Here is a 21610-nt window from a genome sequence, read left to right on the forward strand (position 1 = left end):
CCTATCTGTCGCAACACATAGTGACGAGGTGACGTTCGATGGACTGTTGCCGCTGCGGGTAGGAGACTGGTCGTCGTTAACCCATGAGGACTCTCCGTGGCCCGCATTCGCAGACTGATTATCAGCAACTTCCGATCTATCCAGGCGCTCGACTGGGTGCCGGCCCCAGGAATTAACTGCCTCATAGGTCCTGGCGATAGTGGAAAGTCCAGCATTCTAGATGCGATTGACCTTTGCGTCGGTGCCCGCCGGGGCGGCACGTTCGGCGACATGGACTTCTTCGCTCTGAACGTCGAAACACCCATCACCATCAGTGTGACGCTTGGCGATTTGCCGGTATCGCTGATGGATATCGATGTTTACGGCGAGTTCTTGCGTGGATTCAATCCAGGAACGGGAGAAGTCGAAGACGAACCGCGAGCGGGGCTGGAGACCGTTATCACCTTGCTCCTGCAAGTTGGTGCCGATTTGGAACCTACCTGGACACTTTTTTCTGAGCGTGCGGAGCAGCAGCAACTCGAACGCACTCTTCCCTGGAAGGAACGAGCGGCACTAGCACCCGCCCGTATCGGCAGCTTTGCGAGTTCGAACTTGTCGTGGAGTCGTGGCTCAGTGCTCAATCGACTTACCGATGAGCGCGCCGAGCTTGGTGCTGAACTGGCGCGCGCCGCTAGGCAAGCAAGAGCGAACTTTGGCAATCAAGCAGCCGAACATCTGACCCAGACGCTTGAGGTCGTGCAACGCACAGCACAGCATCTTGGCGTTTCGGTCGGGGCTATGCCTCAGGCGCTCCTTGACGCACATTCTGTGTCGATTGGCGAGGGGGCGATCGCGCTGCACAGTGAAACAGGTATTCCGCTGCGCTCCCTTGGCACGGGCTCGTCACGCTTGCTAGTGGCAGGGCTTCAAAGGGCTGCGGCCAGCGCCGCGCCAATTGCCCTGGTTGATGAGGTGGAATACGGGCTTGAACCTCATCGGCTCATGCGATTCCTGGACTCGCTGGGTGCAAAGGACGCTGCCGCTCCGTTGCAAGTGTTCATGACGACGCACTCGCCGGTCGCGCTGCGCGAGCTGTCCGGCAGCCAGTTATTCGTTGTTCGGTCAGCACCTCAGCGCCACAGTGTTATGCCAGCTGGGGAAGCCAACGAGGTACAAAGTACCCTTCGGAAGGACCCCGAAGCATTCCTCGCCAAATCCATCATCGTTTGCGAGGGGGCCAGCGAGGTTGGCTTCGCGCGTGGCCTTGACCAATGGTGGGTCAGTCTTGGCGCTACCTCATTCCTGGCCCATGGCGGCGCGTATGTGGACGCCGGCGGGGGAAGCCCCGATAACAGTCTTATCCGGGGAACAGCACTTCTGAACTTGGGTTACCGCGTGATGGTTTTTGTAGATGCCGACAAGCCTTCGACCGCGGGGCTCGCTGAAGCATTCTTGGCCGCCGGCGGGCAAATTCTTACATGGCGACCAGGCCTCACGTTGGAGGACGAGATCTTCCGCCATCTCAGTGAGCAAGCACTCGATGCACTTCTGGCGAAAGCCGAAACAATAGTGGGTGCAGAGCTGATGAACGCACACATTCAGACGAAGTCCCAAGGCCGCGTGACGCTGAACGATATCCGAGCCAAGCGACTCGTGGATGGGTACTCACCTGAGAGACGAGAGCTGCTGGGAACCGCATCCCGTATCCGCAACAGCGGCTGGTTCAAGTCGCTGACAACCTATCAGGAGGTTGCAAGGGACATCGTCGGTCCGTCTTTACAGAACGCCGAACCGGGCTTCATGGCAGTCACGAATCAGCTCTGGACGTTTACAAGTGCCCCCTGAGATTGATCTTTTCGCTATCGAGCGTGGCTCCATAACGGCCCCCGCAGGTTGTGGAAAAACGCAATTGATTGCCGAGACGCTCATCGCGCATACGCAGAGCAAACCCATCCTCGTCTTGACACATACGAACGCCGGCGTTGCGGCCTTACGGGCGCGCCTGAGACGAGCCGGTGTTCCTAACTCCGCATATCGAGTCTCCACCATTGACGGATTCTCGATGCGCCTGATCGCTAAGTTCCCAGCGCGAAGCGGCCATAACCCGCAGATCCTACAGCTGCATCAACCCAATACTGACTACCCGGCAATTCGGGAGGCCGCCATGCAGTTGTTGCAGGCCGGTCACCTCGCTCAGCCCCTTCGCGCCACCTATGCACGGTTGCTTGTCGACGAGTACCAAGACTGCAACGTCGTCCAGCACGCCATCGTGTCTGGTTTGGCCCAGGTGCTTCCGACCTGCGTGCTCGGTGACCCGATGCAAGCCATATTCAGCTTCCGTGGCAATCGACTGGTGCATTGGGCGAATGAGGTGCAACCCCTGTTTCCCGCAGCGGGAGAGTTGAGGATACCGTGGCGCTGGCGGCTGGCTGGAGCTGAGAACCTCGGGCAGTGGCTGCTCGCCATAAGGCAACAACTTCAAGCTGGTCAGCCGGTGGATCTGCGCACGGCTCCAGCAGAAGTGCGTTGGGTGCAGCTAAACGCCGGAACCGAAGTTCAGCAGCGACTGGTGGCCGCGAGAACCGAAGCTCCCAACGCTCAGGGTAGCGTCCTCATCATCGGGGACTCCATCAACGTGCAAGGTCGCCATCAGCTCACGAGCCAGACACCCGGTGCCATGGCCGTAGAAGCCGTCGACCTGAGAGATCTCGTCAACTTCGCCAGGAACTTTGACTTGCAGGGTGCCAATGCTCTGGCACAACTTGTGGAGTTTGCTTCCAGCGTAATGACGGGGGTAGGTGCAGCAAACCTGCGAACGCGCGTGGAGTCGCTGCGTGCAGGAAGGGCCCGAACGCCTCCGACCGCGGCCGAGGCTGCGGCGATCGATTTCGTAGCAGCGCCAACATTGGGGCAAGCGCTCCGTGTGATCGATACGCTCGCTGAGCAGCACGGGGCACGTGTATACCGACCGGAGGTTCTGTACTGCTGCCGGTCTGCAATGCAAGCGGTGGTGGGAGGTGCTGCCGACTTTCTGAGTGCAGCCATTCAAGCGCGAGAGCGCAATAGACACCTTGCCCGACCGATCGCAAGACGCTCTGTAGGCAGCACATTACTTCTCAAGGGGCTGGAGGCGGATGTCTCGGTTGTCCTGCATCCTGAGCTTATGACCCCCCAGAATCTATACGTCGCACTGACGAGGGGCGCAAGGCATGTCGTGGTGTGTTCACCAACTCCCATCCTTACGCCCGTGGTAAACGGCTGATCCTTTTGTAGCGCTTACGGGCTTGACCTTGCCATCGTGTCAAGGTCGATGCTGTCCGTGCGGTAACTTGAGCCGCGGACGAAATGAGGTGAAAGACATGTTTAGTCTGAGTGTTGCGGGGATGGGCTGTGGCAGTTGCGTGAGCAAAATCACGAAGGCCATTCAAGCTCTGGATCAGGATGCACGAGTAGAAGTGGATCGAGCGGCCGGCAAGGTCACCGTTGAGAGCACAGAAAGTGCCGAATCGATCCGCGAACTCATCCAGGAGCTTGGCTATTCGGCCCAGGTCAGCGCTTGAGCGCTGACCTGCTATCCCACTAAATCTCCAGTTCTGAGAGCTCTTTTAGCCCTGGGATACTGGTGACCTCGTTGGTCATACCTTCTGAACCATCTCGGCCGCGAAGCCAGTTTGAGTGATCGCCTGGCTCGCGCATTTCCAGCGTGTCATAGGAGTACCGCTTGCGCTTGAACAGGCTTTTCAATGCAGCGAACTCGTGGCTTTTTTCGTCTTCTATGCCGACGACTTCTCCTGCAAGCCGCTCCCAGTGACCAACGCCGTCGGCCAGCATTGCCTGATAGGTCTCCGGGTCAAGCAAGGCTTGCTGTTTGAAATGAATGATGCGGTGAGTCATAGAAGCGCTCGGAGTGGCCAAAGAGAGAGCGCTAGCCTAAAGGTTCCGGGTCATTCGTGTAATAGCTGGCCGCGCTTTAGCAAACCGTCGTTGACCCACAACTTCAACCAGGTCGCGGCTTGCAAGGGAGCTTGCTCGCCATGCGTGGCGCTCAACGACTCGCAGAGTTCAGCGAACGATCCGCCCTCGATGAGAAACTGCAATGCCGAAGCCTCCGCTGGCTCCAGGCTCCGGTACTGGCAGACGAGTTCATGACGCCAAACAAGACAGGCTAGGTTCGTTGGCAGGCGGGTAACATCAGGCAGCAAGCTGCCGGACTTGGCGGCTTTCCACAACTCCAGCGTGTTGTACTGCAGCTGCAACCACCGGGCAGATGCAGTCAGGGAAACCCTGAGTGAAATCCAGTCTTCAGCCGAAAAATCACTCATGGTCTCCAGCGAAAGCGCTTCGACATCCTGAGCGTCGAAGGCCAGTGTAAAGGCCCATTCCAGTTCCGCGAGTTCGCGCATCGGCGATAGTTGGGGTTCTTCGACGTAGCTGCTAATGAACTCGGGCAGCTTCTCGCCCAGCCAGCGAATGCTGAAATGTCGTGGTGGCCAGGCGGCCAAGTAGGCCAGTGCGAGCTGCTCGAATGATTCGTTGCCGATCCAGTGAAGCAGGGCAGGGAAGTCTTCTCGCAAGACCGCAAGCAGGCGCGAACGGTAAGCGTTGTGGTAGATCTGCAGGCCTTCGAGAGCACTCAGCGCTGTGCTACCTCGGATCTGCTCCAAAAGCTCGTTGGAGGGCAGGGCACTGTCACCTGTCAGGTAAGTTTCAAATGCAGTCTGTAGGGCGATCAGGCTCAAGGGGTGGCCCCCGATATCACAGATTTGGCGATAGCACGGGCATGTGCTAATTCGGACAACAGCTCTTCCAGCGGCGGAAACTGGTCATCCCGCTCGATCAAGGTCGATGTCGGGCCCAAGTAGCTCAAAGTCTTGCTGTAGAGAGACCAAACCGGATCAGCGATGGGCTGGTCATGGGTGTCGATGAGGTACTGCCCGTAATCGCTGTGCCCGGCCAGGTGAATTTGCCGAATCCGCTCGTGCGGCAATTCCATGATGAACTGCCAAGGGTCGAAACCCTGGTTGCGCGAACTGACGTAGACGTTGTTCACGTCGAGAAGCAGCTCGCACCCGGTCAGGTAACTGAGCTCCGAGAGGAACTGAGACTCGCTCATGCTGGATGTTGTCCACTGCACGTAGGAGGAAACGTTCTCCAGCACGATGGGACGTTCCAAAACATCCTGCACCAAGCGCACCCGGGCCGCGACATGCAGCAGGCTCTCCTGGGTAAACGGCAGCGGTAGCAGATCGTGAAGTTGATGGGCGTTGCCTCGACTCCAGCACAGGTGATCAGACACCCACTGAGGCTGCACCCGATCCGCCAGCTGCTTGAGCTGTCGTAGGTAGTCTATGTCCAAGGCATGTGAGCCGCCAATCGAAAGAGATACTCCGTGCATCACCAGGGGGTAGTGCTCGCCGATCGCATCAAGGAAGTAGAGAGCCTTGCCGCCCTCCACCAGGTAATTCTCGGAAATGATCTCGAACCAGTCGACCGCAGGCCGTTCCTCCAGGATCTGCCGGTAATACTCGTTACGAAGGCCAAGACCGAAACCCAGAGTTTTGCGCTTACTCATTCGAGACTCCAGCAGGGGAGTGGCATGCACTCCCCTGAACCGCCTTATTCGCTGGTTTTGCCACCGGCTTCGTCACATTTGGCCTGGGTCATCAACTTGAACCCCTGGCCTTTGCATTCGCCTTGGCCTTTGCAGTCGTTTTTCGCGGTCATGCAGTCGTTCTGCCCTTTGCAACCATTGACCCCGAAGCATTTCACTTCTGCTGCTTTGGTGTCCTGGGCCGCCTGGACGGGCAGGGTGGAGAACAGGCTGGCGGCTACCAGAGCCAGGGCGGCACCGGTAGCTACGTTGGATTTGTTCGACATAGTGGCTATTTCTCTTGATTGTTTGATGGTCGCGATCCGTCGGTGCGAATGAGCGAGTTAGCTCAGGCATTGCTGCCGAGCAGGCCCATGGAATCCGCAAGGCTTCTCGGGCAAGAAGACAGTACCGAGCCTTCAGGAGGGCCTACAAGAAAGAAATAGCAACCTGACAGAACTGTAATGTTCAGATCAGGTTGCTGACAGGGCTTCGTGGTTAACGTAACAGCGAGCTTAAGGCTCGCCCCCACTAGTTACGGGGGCTTCTAAACTTACGAGGATTCACGAAATGAAATCGATCAAAACCCTGTTTGTAGTTGCTGCCCTGAGTGCTTCCACTCTGGCGATGGCCGAAGGCGGTGCCGATCGCACGTTTGCACGCATGGAGCAGGCCCGTCAGGTCTCGCTGGAAGCGTATCAGCTGGCCAAGCAGCAGAAGGATGGAGCTCCCGTCGCCGGCAGCCAAGCCAAACAGGCGGAACACGCCAACTGCTGAGCCCCTTCAACCTTACAGAAATGTAATCACCCGGATGGTTGAGATATGGCAGTTTTATACTGCTTGGTGTCGGGGGGACTTGCGCAGCACGCAAGGCTTGAAGATCAAATCTCCCGACACTGGAGCAGTCAATGAACCCGAGACCGGATGCATATCACCGGCTCATCTGACGGATTGGACATAACGGCATGCAAAGCAAAACCACAAGACGTACTTTCGTCAAAGGCCTCGCCGCCGCCGGTATTCTCGGCGGCATGGGCATGTGGCGCACGCCGGTCTGGGCGGTAACCAGCCCAGGTCAGCCGAACGTGCTGAGCGGTAACGATTTCGACCTGTTTATCGGAGAGACTCCGGTAAACATCACCGGCGCAGCGCGTACCGCCATGACGATCAATGGCTCGCTGCCAGGCCCAATCCTGCGCTGGCGGGAGGGCGAGACCGTGACGTTGCGCGTACGCAACCGCCTCAAGGAGGACACGTCCATTCACTGGCACGGCATTATCCTGCCGGCGAACATGGATGGCGTTCCGGGCCTGAGCTTCCATGGCATCGCCCCCGACGGCATGTATGAGTACAAGTTCAAGGTCAACCAGAACGGCACCTACTGGTATCACAGCCACTCGGGGCTCCAGGAGCAAGTCGGCGTATACGGCGCGCTGGTCATCGACGCCAAGGAACCCGAGCCCTTCAGTTACGACCGTGATTATGTCGTGCTGCTGAGCGACTGGACCGATGAAAATCCAGCGCGGGTACTGGCCAAGCTCAAAAAGCAGTCGGACTACTACAACTACCACAAGCGCACCGTTGGTGATTTCATCAATGACGTGAGCGAGATGGGGTGGTCCGCTGCGGTAGCCGATCGCAAGATGTGGGCCGAGATGAAGATGAGCCCGACGGATCTCGCTGACGTCAGTGGCTACACCTACACCTACCTGATGAATGGCCAGGCACCTGATGGCAACTGGACCGGCATATTCAAACCGGGCGAAAAGATCCGCCTGCGCTTCATCAACGCCTCGGCGATGACCTATTTCGATGTGCGCATCCCGGGCCTGAAGATGACTGTGGTTGCGGCCGATGGTCTGCACGTCAAACCGGTCAGCGTCGACGAGTTCCGTATCGCCGTGGCCGAGACCTACGACGTGATAGTCGAACCAGACAGCGAACAGGCCTATACCGTGTTTGCCCAATCCATGGATCGCACTGGCTATGCGCGCGGCACCCTTGCTGTACAGGAGGGGTTGAGTGCACCGGTACCCAGCCCCGACCCGCGTCCGCTGATTGCCATGGGCGACATGGGTATGGATCACGGCAGCATGGGCGGCATGGATCACGGGAACATGGCCGGAATGGACCACGGGAGTATGGCGGGCATGGATCATGGGAGCATGCAGGGTGGCATGGCCGGCATGGATCACAGCCAGATGGCTGGAATGGATCATTCGGGCATGGCAGGCATGGCAGGCATGGCAGGCATGGCAGGCATGGCAGGCATGGCAGGCATGGCAGGTGCCATGCAGGCACACCCAGCCTCAGAGACCAACAACCCGCTGGTCGATATGCAAACCATGACACCAACGCATAAGTTGGACGACCCAGGTATTGGTTTGCGAGACAACGGCCGACGCGTCCTCACGTACTCTGACCTGCGCAGCACCTTCCCTGATCCGGACGGGCGTGAGCCAAGTCGCACCATCGAGCTGCACCTCACCGGGCATATGGAGAAATTCTCCTGGTCCTTCGATGGAATCAAGTTCTCTGACGCCGAGCCTCTGCGCCTCAAGTACGGCGAGCGTGTTCGCATCACGCTGGTCAACGACACCATGATGACTCACCCGATCCATCTTCATGGCATGTGGAGTGATCTGGAGGATGCGAACGGCAATTTCCTGGTGCGTAAACACACCATCGACATGCCGCCAGGTTCCAAGCGCAGCTATCGGGTGACCGCCGATGCGTTGGGGCGTTGGGCCTATCACTGCCACCTGTTGCTCCACATGGAAACGGGCATGTTCCGTGAAGTCCGTGTGGATGAGTAAAGGAGATTTCTGATGAGTACTTTTATGAAGCGTAATGCCCTGTTTGGCAGCGCAGCGATGTTCAGTCTTTTGGCTGTTCTGCACGCGCCGACGTCATTGGCAGGTGAGGGGCACAGCGAGCACGAACAACATGCTGCCGAGTCGGCTGCGCCCGACGCCAGTGACAAGCCTGCAGATCAATCGAAAGGCAAGGCCGCTGGCCAGCAGATGGATCATGGCACCATGGATCATGAGGGCATGAACCATGACGATATGGGGCACGAGAAGATGATGGATAAGCATGGCGGCACCGAAGCCGAAGCAGGTTCGAACCATGACCACTAGGTTTTCACGCCCGTCCCTCATAGCGCTGGTCGTGTCGCTGAGTGCACTCAGCGGCGGCGTTACCCAGGCTGCGGAAGAAATGGATCATTCGGCAATGGGGCACGGCTCCATGTCGATGGACCACAGCCAGATGGGCCACGGTTCCGCCAAAGCGCCGATGGAGGGCATGGATCACAGCAAGATGGATCATGGTGCCATGCAGAGCGAATCGGGCAGCATGGACCATAGCCAGATGGGCCACAGCCAGAGCCAAGAGAAGGCCCCAGCCATGGACCACAGCAAGATGGGACACGGCACCATGCAGGGACAGATGGAGGGCATGGATCATTCGAAGATGAACCATGGCTCCGCTGAAGCCCCGAGAACTACCAGTCGTACGCCGATTCCCGTTCTGACGGATGCTGATCGCCAAGCGGCTTTCCCGCCACTGCCTGGCCACAAGGTGCATGACAGCGCCATCAACAGCTTTTTCCTGCTCGATCAGCTCGAATACCAAGACGCAGATGAGGGCAGCACCCTGGCCTGGGATGCGTCGGGTTGGGTAGGCGGTGATATCAACCGGGTCTGGTTCCGCTCCGAAGGCGAGCGTACCAACGGCGTTACCGAGGACGCTGAATTACAGCTGCTGTACGGCCGCTCGATCGGCCCTTGGTGGGATGTCGTCGCGGGCGTCCGCCAGGACTTCAAACCGGAGTCGCCGCAGACTTGGGCCGCCTTCGGTATCCAGGGCATGGCGCTTTACGCCTTTGAGGCCGAAGCCACGGCCTTCGTCGGCGAGAATGGCCAAACTGCTGCCCGACTGGAGGGCGAGTACGACATTCTGCTGACCAACCGGCTGATTCTCCAGCCAACTGCCGAAATGAACTTCTACGGCAAGAACGATCCTGAGCGAGGTGTGGGGTCCGGGTTGGCCAATACCGAGCTCGGTTTACGTCTGCGTTACGAGATTGTCCGGCAGTTTGCCCCCTATATCGGGGTTTCCTGGAGCCGCTCCTATGGCAACACGGCAGACATGGTGCGCGACGAGGGCGGTGATGTAGACGAGGCGCGTTTTGTCGCCGGTATCCGGATGTGGTTTTGAGAACCTGACATGAAAAGAACAATTAAAACTTTGGTGGCGGCCGGCGTGGTCGGTAGCACAGCTGTCCTGGCCGGCGCCTACTTTGGCGTGGTCAACGTGGGGGCCGACGATCCCCATTTTCCTGCAGTGCATGCGTTTCTCACGATGGCCCGTGACCGCTCTATCGAAGTCCGTTCGCGGGACATCGAGGTTCCCAACCTGGATGATCAAGCTCTTATTCGCGCCGGTGCGGGCAACTACAACTCCATGTGTATCGGCTGTCATTTGGCGCCAGGTGTGGCGGAGACCGAGCTAAGCCAATCGCTTTATCCTGCGCCCCCCAACCTCGCCAAGATCGGTGTCGATGGCAATCCGTCAGCAGCGTTCTGGGTGATCAAGCATGGCATCAAGGCAACGGGTATGCCTGCGTGGGGCAAGAGCATGGGAGACGAGTACATCTGGGGCATGGTTGCCTTCCTCAACCAACTGCCGACGATGGATGCCAAGCAATACCAAACACTCGTCGCATCCAGTGGCGGCCATCAGCACGGTGGTGGGGAAACGCAGATGCATAACCATGAAGGACAGCACGGCGACAACAAGCCTGGCCATCATGACAATAGTGGCGGTGGCGATGACCATCATGGATCAGGTGATGCTGGAGAGCCTGGTCATCACGATGCCGCGGCTACGGATAGCGAGGGTGGCTCCGCACCTAAGGCAGGTCACCATTCGGATATGAGTGGCGATGACCACCATGCTGGAGATGAGGCGTCGTCCAACGGAGGTGATCATCACGCCGAGCAGGCTCCGAACGCCTCGCCCAAGACCCACACCCACGCCGATGGCAAAGAGCACGTACATGAAAGCTAAGTATCTGGCCCTGCTGGCCGCTCTCTCCGCCATATCTGCAGTTCAAGCCGCTGAGGCCCTGACGATTGATGTCCATCGTGATGCCAATTGCGGATGTTGCAAAAAATGGATCTCACACCTCGAAGCGAATGGCTTCAAAGTCGTCGACCATGTCGAAAGCAACATGACAGCAGTGAAGCAAAGTCTGGGCGTCGCGCCGCGATTGGCGTCTTGCCACACCGCGGTGATTGACGGCAAGTTCGTCGAAGGTCATGTGCCGGCGGCCCAGGTCATCGAACTCACCAAGCGCGATGATCTCGTGGGCATCGCTGTTCCCGGGATGCCGGCGGGCTCCCCCGGCATGGAAGTCGATGGTGTACAGCATGCCTACCAGGTCATTGGCTTGACCAAGACGGGTGCCGATCAGGTCGTTGCAGAATATCCCACCCAGTAGTACTGCCTGCCCGCACGGCTGCTTGCGTCTAGAGTGGCCGATTCTTTTTCATACATCCTTTAACCGGGTAAGCGGATTAAATGGTTGATCTTACCTTTGCATGAGAGTGAGACAGACCGGCATCTCATCGGATTATCTGGTTGATGCTTCACCTACTGCTGGTGCATGTTTCCTTCGCTAATTCCAGCAAGAACCCCACACGCCTCAACTTCCCGGTCATCGTTGCAACTCGCTCTCAGTGAAACTAGTTGTTTCTCAAGCGCTTGCAGAGCGGTTATCTGCGACCGCACATGAGAGATGTGATCATCGAGCAAGGCGTTGACGGCGGTACAAGGCTGATGAGGGTCGTCCTTATAGCTCTGTAGTTCGTGAATCTCAGCCAGTGACAGGCCCAGGATTCTGCAGCGACGGATGAAGGCCAGCCCCTCACCATGCTTCTCGGTATAGACACGGTAACCGTTGTCCTGCCGATCAGGCGGCGGCAACAAGCCCTGCTGTTCATAGAAGCGGATCGTCTGTGTTTCGACCCCTACCAACTGCGCCAACTGACCAATGCGCATCAGCCTCCTCCCCAACGGATTCTTTACTCTATTGACCTTATAGTAGCTTTATAGTTTTAAGTGGTACCACAACATTGTTCAAGTGGAGTCGTATCATGAGCAAATCCTGTGGTGGCGCCTGTGGCGGTGATGCAACGTCCGCAGCGGATACCGATATACAGGCCTCCTCCGAGGCGCCAGGGAGATGGGTCAGTGTTTATGCCGTGCCGAAGATGGACTGTCCATCAGAAGAACGAATGATTCGCCTAGCCCTGAACGGCTTTGAGGAGATTCGGGCGCTGTCCTTCGACTTGTCGAACCGCCGGCTGAAGGTCGTGCATGACGGCGAGGTCGAGCCCGTCACCTCGAAACTGAAGACCTTGGGGCTAGGCGCCTCGCTTCAGGAAACCGTCGCTGCAAATCCGGAGACCATCAAGGCCGCCGAGTTTTCGGCAGCTTCTGCTAAGCAAGAATCCGGGACCCTGCGCTGGTTGCTCGGCATCAATGCACTTCTGTTCGTGGTGGAAATGACTGCCGGTCTGATCGCCCAGTCCACCGGCCTGATTGGAGAATCCCTGGACAATTTTGCCGATGCGGCGGTGTACGGGCTTGCCCTTTATGCGGTTGGACATAGCGTGAAAATGCAGGTACGTGCCGCGCATCTTGCTGGTGTACTGCAACTGATCTTGGCTGTGGGCGTGCTCGTAGAGGTGGTGAGACGCTTTGTATTCGGTAGTGAGCCTGAATCGCTGGTGATGATGGCTATCGCATTCGTCGCATTGATTGCCAATACCAGTTGTCTGCTGCTCATATCCAAACATCGGGAAGGCGGGGCGCACATGAAGGCAAGCTGGATATTCTCGGCCAACGACGTGGTGATCAACCTGGGGGTCATCACCGCCGGCGCCCTGGTCGCGTGGACCGGTTCCAATTATCCGGATCTGATTATCGGCACCATCGCGGGGGGCATTGTACTTAACGGTGCCAGACGCATTTTGGCGTTGAAGGGTTAAATAATGCTCATTATTGGCAAAAAGCTCTCGCCGTATGCCCTATTGTCCATATCGGGCCTGCTGGCAGCGTCTGATCAGGCTGTAAAGTGGCTGGTGCAGCAATCAATGGCCTATGGCGAGTATGTTTCGGTGACCCCGTTCTTTAACTGGGTGCACCTATGGAACACCGGTGCCGCATTCAGTCTTTTTGCGAATGGTGGAGGCTGGCAGCGCTACTTTTTTATCGGAATCGCGGTAGTGGTCTCGATTTTTCTGATCAAGCTGATCCTTGAAAATCGTCATAAAGGAGAAGCCATCGCTTACAGTCTTATCCTCGGTGGCGCCATGGGCAACCTGATTGACCGGGTCTTTCGCGGCTATGTTGTGGATTCCTTTGATTTCTATTGGCGAGACTGGCATTGGCCGGCCTTCAACCTGGCTGATATTGCAATTGTCCTCGGTGCCTTACTTTTCGTTTCCAGCAGCTTGTTGGGTAAAAAAGCAAACACCAATGCCGAGCCGGATGGATCTGACTGACACCTACGCCTATACAACACCATGACCGAACTTCCCGACAACATCCTTCACCTGCCGCAATACCAAGTACTGGGCTGCAAATCAACCGACGACGAAATGCACTTCCAGGTGGACGTGCCCGATCCCATCGCCTGCGAGGAATGCGGCGTGCAGGGTGAGTTCGTACGGTTCGGCAAGCGTGACGTTCCCTATCGTGATCTGCCCATCCACGGCAAGCGGGTCACTCTCTGGGTGGTCCGCCGCCGATACACCTGCCGGGCCTGCAAGACAACATTCAGGCCCCAGCTACCGGAGATGGTGGACGGATTCCGTATGACACTGCGGCTGCATGAGTACGTGGAGAAGGAATCCTTCAACCACCCCTACACCTTTGTGGCGGCACAGACCGGCCTGGACGAGAAGACGGTGCGCGACATCTTCAACGCCCGCGCCGAGTTCCTGGGGCGCTGGCACCGCTTCGAGACGCCCCGCATCCTGGGCATTGACGAGCTATACCTAAGTAAAAAAGGCGCCCGAGGGCGCCAAGGGCTGTCTCCAAACCAAAGGAGCACTACGAGGGGACAGCAGGACCACGGCGCGAGCGGGCAATCAACCCGCTCGCGCACCGAGGTTAGAGAACTTCCAGCGGGTATTCGACAATGAAGCGGAACTCATCCAGATCCGACTCGAAGTCGGTGGCGCGAGTCGTGGCTTGTCGAATGCGAAAGGACATGTCCTTCAACGACCCAGACTGCACAACGTACTTGGCCTCGATGTCCCGCTCCCAGCGCTTCTGGTTGGTCAACGGATCGCCGTTGTCATCACGGCGCATATAGACTTCGTTGGCGTTGCTGTAGTCGGCATCCCAGCCCTGGGCATATCGAGTCATGAAGCTCAATCCAGGCACACCGAAAGGCTCCATATCCAGGCCATAGCGCACTTGCCATGACTTCTCCTTCGGCGAGTTGAAGTCGCTGTACTGGATGGAGTTGTCGAGGTAGATGGAGTCCGATTGGCGCAAGTAGTCGAAGTCATCATCGCCATTGTTGCGCTGGAGACCCACCAGCACTGTGTGAGCGCCGAATTGGATGCCGACATTGCCGCTCCAGATGTTGTTATCGAAGCTCCCGAGGAGCTGCTTCCCTTCATCGACCGCCTTGTAGTAGTTCAGCCCGCCGATCAAGGCGACATCGTCCGCAAGCGGGTAGCTCAGCGTGGTGCCCGCGTAATATTGATTCCAGGCATCCTTGAGGCGGCTGGTGTAGAGACTAAAGCCGACGTTGTCATTAAGCGTGTAATCACCACCGAAATAGGCGATCCATGGCGAGTCCACTTCGCCCGCGTAGAAGGTAGCGAAGCCGTCGCGCATGCTGCTGGTATTGGGTTGGCTCATCGAGTGGAGGCGACCGCCCTGAAGCGACAGTCCTTCCACGCTGCTGTTGACCACGGTGACACCTCGGAAACTCTCCGGTAAAAGCCGTGCATCACCGTATTGGACGACCGGGCTGACGGGAAAGACGTCGCCTGCCTTGATCTCGGTATCCATGAACCGAGCTTTCACCGCGCCACCCAGTTTGGAGTAGTTATCCTCAGCCTGCCCGAGGCTGTTGTAAGGCAGCACATCGACTGAGCCACCGGCTCCTGAACGGCCGTCGCCGGTGTCAAGTTTGAGTCCTAGCATGGCAAAGGCATCGACACCGAAGCCTATGGTGCCCTCGGTGAAGCCAGACTCGAATCGGCCTATCACGCCATGCGCCCACTCTTCCGAATAGCCATTACCCGAGCTGCTGGACTGGCCTTTGCGGAAGTCACGGTTGAAGTAGAGATTTCGATTGAGGATGGTCAGGCTGCTGCCTTCGATAAATCCCTCGCCTTTCTCGCCGGCGGCCATTGCAGCTTGCCCGGTACTGACGCTCAGAGTGAGCAGAGAAAGTCCTAACAGGGTTCTGTTATTCATAAATGCTCCTGATGTTATTGGCAGTTGTCATTGTGTGGTCGCATATATGTGCCAAGCGCGCCGGGCATAGCCAGGCACGCCTTGGTCATATTTCCACATGCCAAATAACGTCAGGGTGACTTGGAAATTACATTTCAGTCAGCGCGATGTCATTTATCTAGTTTTGATTACGGCAACCTGTCCCGGCTGCCCGGTATTCAAGAATATTCAGATCGCCATTGGAGTCCTCGTAGGTCATCTGGGCCGGCATCACACCGCAGCTAGAGTCCGTCGGGGTAATGGCCACGACCCTGGCGATATCGAGCTTCATGCCGTAGCGGTAATGAATAACTTCAGGCGGATTCTTTCCGTTAGCGGCAGCATACTCTTGCATGGCCTGCTCATTGGCCTGAATCATCCGACCATAAACACGATCAGCGCCGCCTTCTGCCAGAGCGGCAGAGGAAACAACCATAACGGCAAGGGCTGCAATAACTTTGAGGCTTTTCATATTTAATCACTCCTTCAAGGTGGTGATTAAAATATATCCGCTCAACCTGTCATAAAAATGAAGTCAAAGTTACATCGCCGTAATGCTTCCTGCCGCGTTACCCGGGCGAGTCAGCTTGGCGCGTGGCTTGCCCGGGTTTGTAAAGCTATATCTCCTGTGGTGCGCGAACCTTCTGTGTACGCTGCCTTCGCATCAGCCAGTAGGCGGCCGGCAAAACCAGCATGGACATCAGCGGCGCGGTAATCATGCCGCCGACCATGGGCGCGGCGATGCGCTTCATCACTTCGGAACCGGCACCGCCGCCCCAGAGGATCGGCAGCAGGCCGGCGATGATCACGGCCACCGTCATCACCTTAGGCCTCACGCGCAGCACCGCGCCCTCACGAATGGCCTCAAGCAGGGCCGGATCACCGCTGCGTCCAGAGTCCAGCCGAGCATGCCAGGCGTTCCTCAGATACAAGAGCATGATCACCCCGAACTCGGCTGAGACGCCGGCCAGGGCAATGAAGCCGACCCCAGTGGCCACCGACAAGTTGAAGCCGAACCAATAGAGCAGCCAGATGCCCCCCGACAGGGCGAAGGGCAGGGTGGCCATGATCAGCAGGGCCTCGCTGAAGCGGCTGAAGGTCAGGTAGAGCAGCACGAAGATAATCAACAAGGTCGCCGGCACCACCCAGGACAACCGCGCATTGGCGCGCTCCAGGTACTCGAACTGACCGGAGTAAGAAACGGTCATGCCAGCGTCGAGTTTTACCCGCTCAGCTACGCGTTGCTGCAGCTCACGCACGGTCGATGCCAGGTCGCGCCCACGGACATCGACATAGACCCAGCCGGACAGGCGCCCGTTCTCGCTGCGCAGCATCGGTGGCCCTTCGGTCAGGCTAACCTGGGCGACGGTGCCCAAGGTGATCTGCTGGCCGGCAGGGGTGAGGATCGGCATACGCCTTAGCGCCTGGGGACTGTCCCGCCACTCCTTGGGATAGCGCAGGTTAATCGGAAAGCGGGCCAATCCTTCGACCGTCTCGCCGATATTGCTGCCGCCAATGGCACCCGATACCACCGCTTGTACGTCGGCAATGCTCAGGCCGTAGCGTGCCGCGGCCAGGCGATCGATCTGGATATCCACATAGCGTCCGCCGGTGAGGCGCTCTGCCAGCGCTGAGCTCACCCCAGGTACATCTTTGGCCACCACCTCGATATCGCGAGTAATGCGCTCGATATCGACCAGGGAGGTTCCGGAGACCTTCACGCCGATGGGGCTCTTGATCCCCGTGGCCAGCATGTCGATGCGGTTGCGAATTGGCGGCACCCAGATGTTGGACAGCCCTGGGACTTTCACCGCACGATCCAGCTCCTCAATCAGCTTCTCCGGCGTCATACCCGCGCGCCATTGCTCGCGCGGCTTGAACTGCACGGTGGTCTCGAACATTTCCAGCGGCGCCGGATCGGTGGCTGTCTCCGCTCGCCCGGCTTTGCCGAATACCCGGGCCACCTCCGGCACCGTGAGGATCATGCGGTTGGTTTGCTGCAGCAGCTGGGTTGCCTTGCTCGCCGGCAAGCCGGGCAGGGCCGAAGGCATGTACAACAGATCGCCTTCGTCCATGGGCGGCAGGAACTCTCCTCCGAGTCTGCTGAGGGGCCACAGACTGGACACAAAGACCAGCACGGCCAGCGCCAAGGTCACCTTGGGCCAGGCCAGCACCCACTCCAGCACCGGCCGGTATGCGCCGATCAGCCAGCGGTTCAAGGGGTTTTGCTGTTCGCTGGGGATATGCCCACGAATCCAGTAGCCCATCAGCACCGGTACCAGGGTGACCGAGAGGCCGGCGGCGGCGGCCATGGCATAGGTCTTGGTGAAGGCCAGAGGGCCGAACAGGCGCCCTTCCTGGGCCTCCAGGGTAAATACCGGGAGGAACGATAGGGTGATGATCAGCAGGCTGAAGAAGAGTGCCGGTCCGACTTCGGCTGCGGCTTCGCCGATCACTCGCCAGTGCGCCTCGCCTTGGAGCGGCTCATTGGGGTGCCGAGCCTTCCAGGCCTCGATGTGCTTGTGCGCGTTCTCGATCATCACCACGGCGGCATCGACCATGGCGCCGATGGCGATGGCGATCCCGCCGAGCGACATGATGTTGGCATTGACGCCCTGGTAGCGCATGACGATGAAGGCCATCAGGATGCCCAGGGGCAGGGTGATGATCGCCACCAGCGACGAACGCAGGTGCCAGAGAAAGATCAGGCAAACCAAGGCAACCACCACGAACTCTTCCAGCAGCTTGTAGCTGAGGTTGTCGATGGCACGGTCGATCAGTTGCGAACGGTCATAGGTAGTGACCACTTCGACGCCGGTGGGCAGGCTGGCTTTCAGGCTGTCCAGCTTGGTCTTCACGGCAGCGATGGTGTCCCGGGCATTCTTGCCGGAGCGCAGGATGACCACGCCACCGACCACTTCACCCTGGCCGTCCAATTCGGCGATACCGCGACGCATCTCTGGCCCCAGTTGAATGGTGGCCACCTGGCCTAGCAGCACCGGAATTCCGCTTGCCGAAGCCCGCAGCGGCACATTGCGAAAATCATCCAGGCTCTCCAAATAGCCCGAGGCCCGCACCATGTACTCGCGCTCCGCCAGCTCCAAGATGGCGCCGCCGGTTTCCTGGTTAGCGCTCTTCAGCGCCGCTTCGACCTCCTGCTGAGTTACCCCGTAAGCCACCAACTTCTGCGGATCGAGCAGCACTTGGTACTGCTTGACCATGCCGCCGAGGGTGGCCACCTCGGCCACGTTGGGCAGGCTCTTGAGCTCGTACTTGAGAAACCAGTCCTGCAGCGCCCGCAGCTGGGACAGGTCATGCTGGCCGCTGCGGTCGACCAAGGCGTACTGATAGATCCAGCCCACGCCGGTGGCATCCGGGCCCAGAGTGGTGGTGACGCCCTCGGGCAGGCGATCCTGGGCCTGGTTGAGGTACTCCAGCACGCGCGAGCGCGCCCAGTAGAGATCGGTGTCGTCCTCGAACAGCACGTAGACGAAGGAGTCGCCGAAGAACGAGTAGCCGCGCACCGTCTTCGCCCCCGGAACCGAGAGCATGGTGGTGGCCAGCGGATAGGTCACCTGGTTCTCGACTATCTGCGGCGCCTGGCCGGGAAAGCTGGTTCTGATGATGACCTGGGTGTCTGAGAGATCCGGCAAAGCGTCCACTGGCGTGTTGCGCAACGACCAGATCCCTAAAGCGGTGATGAACAGGGTCGCCAGCAGCACCAGGAAGCGGTTGCCTATCGACCAGTGAATCAGGCGCGCGATCATGGCAGCTCTCCTTGCTTGTCGAGCCGCTCTACTTCCAAGCCAGAGTCCGTCTGACGAGCACCGATGCGTACGTGATCCCCAGGCTTGAGTCCCGCAGCTACTTCAGGGCTGGCCAGCGGAAATGCCATGGTCATGCCGGGCATGTTCAGGCTCTCGAATGGACCGTGCTCCAGGGTGACCTCCTCGGCGTCCAGGGCACGAATCACGCCATGGGACTCATGGAGTTTCTTTGCATTGTCCTGCTTGGCATGGCTGGCCACGACACCCTGGAGGCTGGCCTCCGAGTCGATCAGGAACTGGCCTGAGGTAACGACCGACTGTCCTTCCTCAAGACCGGACAACACCTCCAGGCGCCCATCGGCCTCGCGGCCCAAAGTGATCTCCAGGGGGCGGTAGCGCCCATCGGCTTCGGCCAGCATCACCAGCGCACGCTTACCGGTGCGAATCACGGCTTCACTCGGGACCAGTAGCGCGGGCTGTTCGACGGTGCTGTTCAGGCGCACGGCGGCGAACATGCCGGGACGCAATTTACCGGCGGGATTGGCGAGCTCGCTGCGTACCGTGAGCGTACGCGTCTGCGGGTCGGCACTCGGTAGCAGGGCAACGACACGACCTTGCAGAGGCTGTTCTGGGAAGGCGGTCAGGGTGGCGGTGATGCTCGCGCCAAGCTGAACCGCTCCAGCTTGGTCTTCGGGGATTGCGGCGTCGAGCCAGACAGTGGACAGCCCGTTGATCCGCGCCAGGTCCTGGCCGGCTGCCACGGTCATCCCGGTACGCACGTCCAATGCCTGCAGCTCGCCGGCGATGGGCGTGGTGATGGTCTGAACCGCCCGTGGCTGGCCGCTGCGACGAACCTGCTCGACCAACGATTGAGGCATGCCCAGCAGGCGCAGGCGCTCCTGGGTCGCACTTATCAAGCGTGTGTCAGCAGTACGCAACACAGCCAGGAACTCCAGCTGGGCGGCAGACCATTCGGGAATCAGCAGGTCGACGAGGGGCGTACCGGCGGGCAATACATCGCCAGGGGCGTGTCCGTAGACCCGTTCGACGAACCCACCCGCTCGGGCCTGCAGGTTCGCCACCTCGCGCTGGTTATAGGCCAGGGAACCGACGGCCTCGATACCCGAAGGCAGCACACCGCGAGTTACTGGCGCGGTGCGCATCCCGAGGTTTTGCACGGCTTGCGAGGGCACGCTCAGGGTCGAGGAGTCCTGCCCTGCATCTGCGTACTTGGGGACAAGCTCCATATCCATGAAGGGGGACTTGCCCGGTTTATCGAAGCGCTGCTCAGGTTGCATCGGGTCATACCAGTAGAGCACTTTGCGCTCATCCGTCGGTGCGGGGGGTGGCATCACCTCATGGTTGGCCGGCCTCTCGGCCAGCCAGTAGCCACCCCCTGCCACGGCAATGCCCATGGTCAGCAAGGCCGCGGAAAAACCTAATGCTGAAATCTTCATTGCAGGCCCTCCACATAGGCGTAGTACAAGCTCGCGGAGAGCTGGCTCAGCTTGCGCTGCTGTTCGATCTGTCGCAGCTGAGCCTCGATCAGCTCGCGCTGGGCGGTGATGACGGATGCCAGCTGACTGTTGCCGGCCTGATAGGCGGCCAATTCGAGGTCGGCTCGTTTGCTCGCCAGAGGGATCAAGGTTTTCTCGGTACGTGCCAGAGCTCTGCGTAGTTGCTCCAACTCGGCAAGGCCGCTTTCCAACTCAGCCTGATGGGCGCGCAGCAGCACTTCCTGCTCGGCCTCCATCTGCGACACGCTCTGTTGCTTGGCGTTGATCTTGGGGCCCTGACGCGTGCCGACGAACAACGGCAGGTCGAAGGTGAACTGCACCATCACCATGTCGCCGAACTGGTTGTCGCGGTTGTTGTAGGCAAACTCTACGCCCCAGTCAGGTGTCTTCTCGGCTACAGCCTCATTCAACTCTGCGCTGGCCTCGCCAACCCGGGCAGATGCGGCACGCAAGTCGGGATGCTGAGCCAATCGGTGCTGCAGATGGGGGGCGTCCAAGCTCAGGCTAGGGGCATCTCCCGCCAGAAGCTGATCGGCTTCGTTGCCTATCCAGCGGCGCAGCTTGGCCCGAGCAATCGCCACGTCGCGATTCAGTTCATCCCGCCGATCTTGCAATGCCAAAGCCTCCTGGTCGGCCAGCAGCAGTTCGCCAGGCTGAGCGCTGCCGCCGGCGATCAGCGATTGCACCGTCGAGCGGAGCAGCTCGATTTGGCGGTCCAGTTGATCGAATAGAACAACGCTGTGCTCGGCGTAGTACACATCCAACCAGCTCAATGCCGTCTGGCGTTTGACCTCAAGCTGCATGGCGCGCTGCTCGGCCTCGGCCCGGACAACGGAGGCCTCGGCCAACTGACGGCGGGCCTGGCGTTTGTCGCCATTGGGAACCTCTTGCATGAGCCCAATGCGGCGCATGGTCATCGAATCCCGATTCAGGGTGTAACGATCAGGCCCCTCGATGGGCAGGTTGTCGATGCCGAGAATCAGCTTGGGATCGGGCAGGGCGTCTGCGGGACCTACGGCCTGCTGTGCCGAGGCGACCTGTGCTTGTCGTGCCAGGTTCTCAGGTGCGCGCTGTTCGGCGAGTGCCTGCGCTCGTTCGAAGGTTAGGGGCTGCGCCTGTGCAGCAACCCAGGGAACTGCCAAGAATGCGGCAGCAAACACACCGAGATAGCCACGGTGTAGGAAAAGGAAAGCGGGCATGCTTTCGCCTCCAATGCGATTGATCGAGGT

Annotated in this window: 21 protein-coding genes and 1 pseudogene; 12 read left to right on the forward strand and 10 right to left on the reverse strand. The window is 59.0% G+C overall.

The window, feature by feature from the left end:
* Window positions 1–96 precede the first annotated feature (96 nt).
* From CXP40_RS01455 to CXP40_RS01465, 3 genes are all read left to right on the forward strand, one after another.
* The gene (locus tag CXP40_RS01455; RefSeq protein ID WP_013715609.1) at window positions 97–1824 is read left to right on the forward strand and encodes an ATP-dependent endonuclease; all 1728 of its coding nucleotides are present in this window, start codon (window positions 97–99) and stop codon (window positions 1822–1824) included.
* Window positions 1814–3241, forward strand: a complete 1428-nt coding sequence (locus CXP40_RS01460) for a UvrD-helicase domain-containing protein (RefSeq protein ID WP_033725463.1) — start codon at window positions 1814–1816, stop codon at window positions 3239–3241. Before CXP40_RS01455 ends, CXP40_RS01460 begins: the two co-directional genes overlap by 11 nt.
* A 97-nt stretch (window positions 3242–3338) precedes the next feature.
* The gene (locus tag CXP40_RS01465) at window positions 3339–3539 is read left to right on the forward strand and encodes a heavy-metal-associated domain-containing protein (RefSeq protein WP_003246756.1); all 201 of its coding nucleotides are present in this window, start codon (window positions 3339–3341) and stop codon (window positions 3537–3539) included.
* Between the two features lie 19 nt (window positions 3540–3558).
* Here the strand turns inward: CXP40_RS01465 and CXP40_RS01470 are convergent, their stop codons facing one another.
* Genes CXP40_RS01470 through CXP40_RS01485 form a run of 4 tightly spaced genes read right to left on the reverse strand, consistent with a single transcriptional unit; the run spans window position 3559 to window position 5856 of the window.
* On the reverse strand, window positions 3559–3873 hold the full coding sequence (locus CXP40_RS01470; protein WP_004374672.1) for a hypothetical protein: 315 nt from the start codon (window positions 3871–3873) through the stop codon (window positions 3559–3561).
* Between the two features lie 50 nt (window positions 3874–3923).
* Window positions 3924–4718, reverse strand: coding sequence for a DNA-binding domain-containing protein (locus tag CXP40_RS01475; protein WP_003246754.1), 795 nt, complete (start codon window positions 4716–4718; stop codon window positions 3924–3926).
* Window positions 4715–5551 carry a DUF692 domain-containing protein gene (locus CXP40_RS01480; protein WP_004374664.1) on the reverse strand — a complete coding sequence of 279 codons (837 nt, stop codon included), beginning with the start codon at window positions 5549–5551 and terminating at the stop codon, window positions 4715–4717. Before CXP40_RS01480 ends, CXP40_RS01475 begins: the two co-directional genes overlap by 4 nt.
* Before the next feature lie 44 nt (window positions 5552–5595).
* The gene (locus CXP40_RS01485; protein WP_003246752.1) at window positions 5596–5856 is read right to left on the reverse strand and encodes a membrane protein; all 261 of its coding nucleotides are present in this window, start codon (window positions 5854–5856) and stop codon (window positions 5596–5598) included.
* A 283-nt stretch (window positions 5857–6139) separates the two neighbouring features.
* Between CXP40_RS01485 and CXP40_RS01490 the strand changes: the two genes are divergently transcribed.
* The 6 genes from CXP40_RS01490 (at window position 6140) to CXP40_RS01515 (ending at window position 11075) form a co-directional block, all read left to right on the forward strand.
* Complete coding sequence (locus tag CXP40_RS01490; RefSeq protein ID WP_003246751.1) at window positions 6140–6346, forward strand: co-regulatory protein PtrA N-terminal domain-containing protein; 207 nt, start codon at window positions 6140–6142, stop codon at window positions 6344–6346.
* A gap of 188 nt (window positions 6347–6534) precedes the next feature.
* Entirely contained in the window at window positions 6535–8385 is a 1851-nt protein-coding gene (locus CXP40_RS01495) for a copper resistance system multicopper oxidase (RefSeq protein WP_106732295.1), read from the forward strand.
* A gap of 12 nt (window positions 8386–8397) precedes the next feature.
* Complete coding sequence (locus CXP40_RS01500) at window positions 8398–8709, forward strand: hypothetical protein (protein ID WP_106732296.1); 312 nt, start codon at window positions 8398–8400, stop codon at window positions 8707–8709.
* The gene (locus tag CXP40_RS01505; protein WP_024616827.1) at window positions 8699–9790 is read left to right on the forward strand and encodes a copper resistance protein B; all 1092 of its coding nucleotides are present in this window, start codon (window positions 8699–8701) and stop codon (window positions 9788–9790) included. The genes CXP40_RS01500 and CXP40_RS01505 overlap by 11 nt, the downstream gene beginning before the upstream one ends.
* Window positions 9791–9799: 9 nt before the next feature.
* On the forward strand, window positions 9800–10642 hold the full coding sequence (locus tag CXP40_RS01510) for a cytochrome c (RefSeq protein ID WP_003139525.1): 843 nt from the start codon (window positions 9800–9802) through the stop codon (window positions 10640–10642).
* Entirely contained in the window at window positions 10632–11075 is a 444-nt protein-coding gene (locus tag CXP40_RS01515) for a DUF411 domain-containing protein (RefSeq protein WP_037051460.1), read from the forward strand. The genes CXP40_RS01510 and CXP40_RS01515 overlap by 11 nt, the downstream gene beginning before the upstream one ends.
* 152 nt (window positions 11076–11227) lie before the next feature.
* On the opposite strand, the gene cadR is transcribed toward CXP40_RS01515, so the two are convergent.
* The gene (gene cadR, locus CXP40_RS01520) at window positions 11228–11635 is read right to left on the reverse strand and encodes a Cd(II)/Pb(II)-responsive transcriptional regulator (RefSeq protein ID WP_037051462.1); all 408 of its coding nucleotides are present in this window, start codon (window positions 11633–11635) and stop codon (window positions 11228–11230) included.
* A 95-nt stretch (window positions 11636–11730) separates the two neighbouring features.
* Between cadR and CXP40_RS01525 the strand changes: the two genes are divergently transcribed.
* From CXP40_RS01525 to CXP40_RS01535, 3 genes and pseudogenes are all read left to right on the forward strand, one after another.
* A complete protein-coding gene (locus CXP40_RS01525; protein WP_004574643.1) occupies window positions 11731–12627 on the forward strand; it encodes a cation transporter in 897 nt (298 codons plus the stop codon).
* Between the two features lie 3 nt (window positions 12628–12630).
* Window positions 12631–13143 (forward strand): signal peptidase II, encoded by a 513-nt coding sequence (gene lspA, locus CXP40_RS01530; RefSeq protein ID WP_004863699.1) that lies wholly within the window; start codon window positions 12631–12633, stop codon window positions 13141–13143.
* Between the two features lie 21 nt (window positions 13144–13164).
* A pseudogene (locus CXP40_RS01535) lies at window positions 13165–13650 on the forward strand (transposase family protein); the annotation flags it as partial.
* A gap of 103 nt (window positions 13651–13753) precedes the next feature.
* On the opposite strand, the gene CXP40_RS01540 reads toward CXP40_RS01535, so the two are convergent.
* From CXP40_RS01540 to CXP40_RS01560, 5 genes are all read right to left on the reverse strand, one after another.
* Window positions 13754–15079, reverse strand: coding sequence for an OprD family porin (locus CXP40_RS01540; RefSeq protein WP_106732297.1), 1326 nt, complete (start codon window positions 15077–15079; stop codon window positions 13754–13756).
* Between the two features lie 157 nt (window positions 15080–15236).
* Complete coding sequence (locus CXP40_RS01545) at window positions 15237–15569, reverse strand: DUF2790 domain-containing protein (RefSeq protein ID WP_106732298.1); 333 nt, start codon at window positions 15567–15569, stop codon at window positions 15237–15239.
* A gap of 145 nt (window positions 15570–15714) precedes the next feature.
* Window positions 15715–18864: an efflux RND transporter permease subunit gene (locus tag CXP40_RS01550; protein WP_106732299.1), complete on the reverse strand. Its 3150-nt coding sequence runs from the start codon at window positions 18862–18864 to the stop codon at window positions 15715–15717.
* Window positions 18861–20321, reverse strand: a complete 1461-nt coding sequence (locus CXP40_RS01555) for an efflux RND transporter periplasmic adaptor subunit (RefSeq protein ID WP_106732300.1) — start codon at window positions 20319–20321, stop codon at window positions 18861–18863. The genes CXP40_RS01550 and CXP40_RS01555 overlap by 4 nt, the downstream gene beginning before the upstream one ends.
* On the reverse strand, window positions 20318–21580 hold the full coding sequence (locus tag CXP40_RS01560) for a TolC family protein (protein WP_106732301.1): 1263 nt from the start codon (window positions 21578–21580) through the stop codon (window positions 20318–20320). The genes CXP40_RS01555 and CXP40_RS01560 overlap by 4 nt, the downstream gene beginning before the upstream one ends.
* Window positions 21581–21610: the final 30 nt, after the last annotated feature.

Origin of the sequence: Pseudomonas sp. YY-1, assembly GCF_002843095.1 — a bacterium.
Taxonomy (GTDB): Bacteria; Pseudomonadota; Gammaproteobacteria; order Pseudomonadales; family Pseudomonadaceae; genus Aquipseudomonas; species Aquipseudomonas sediminis_A.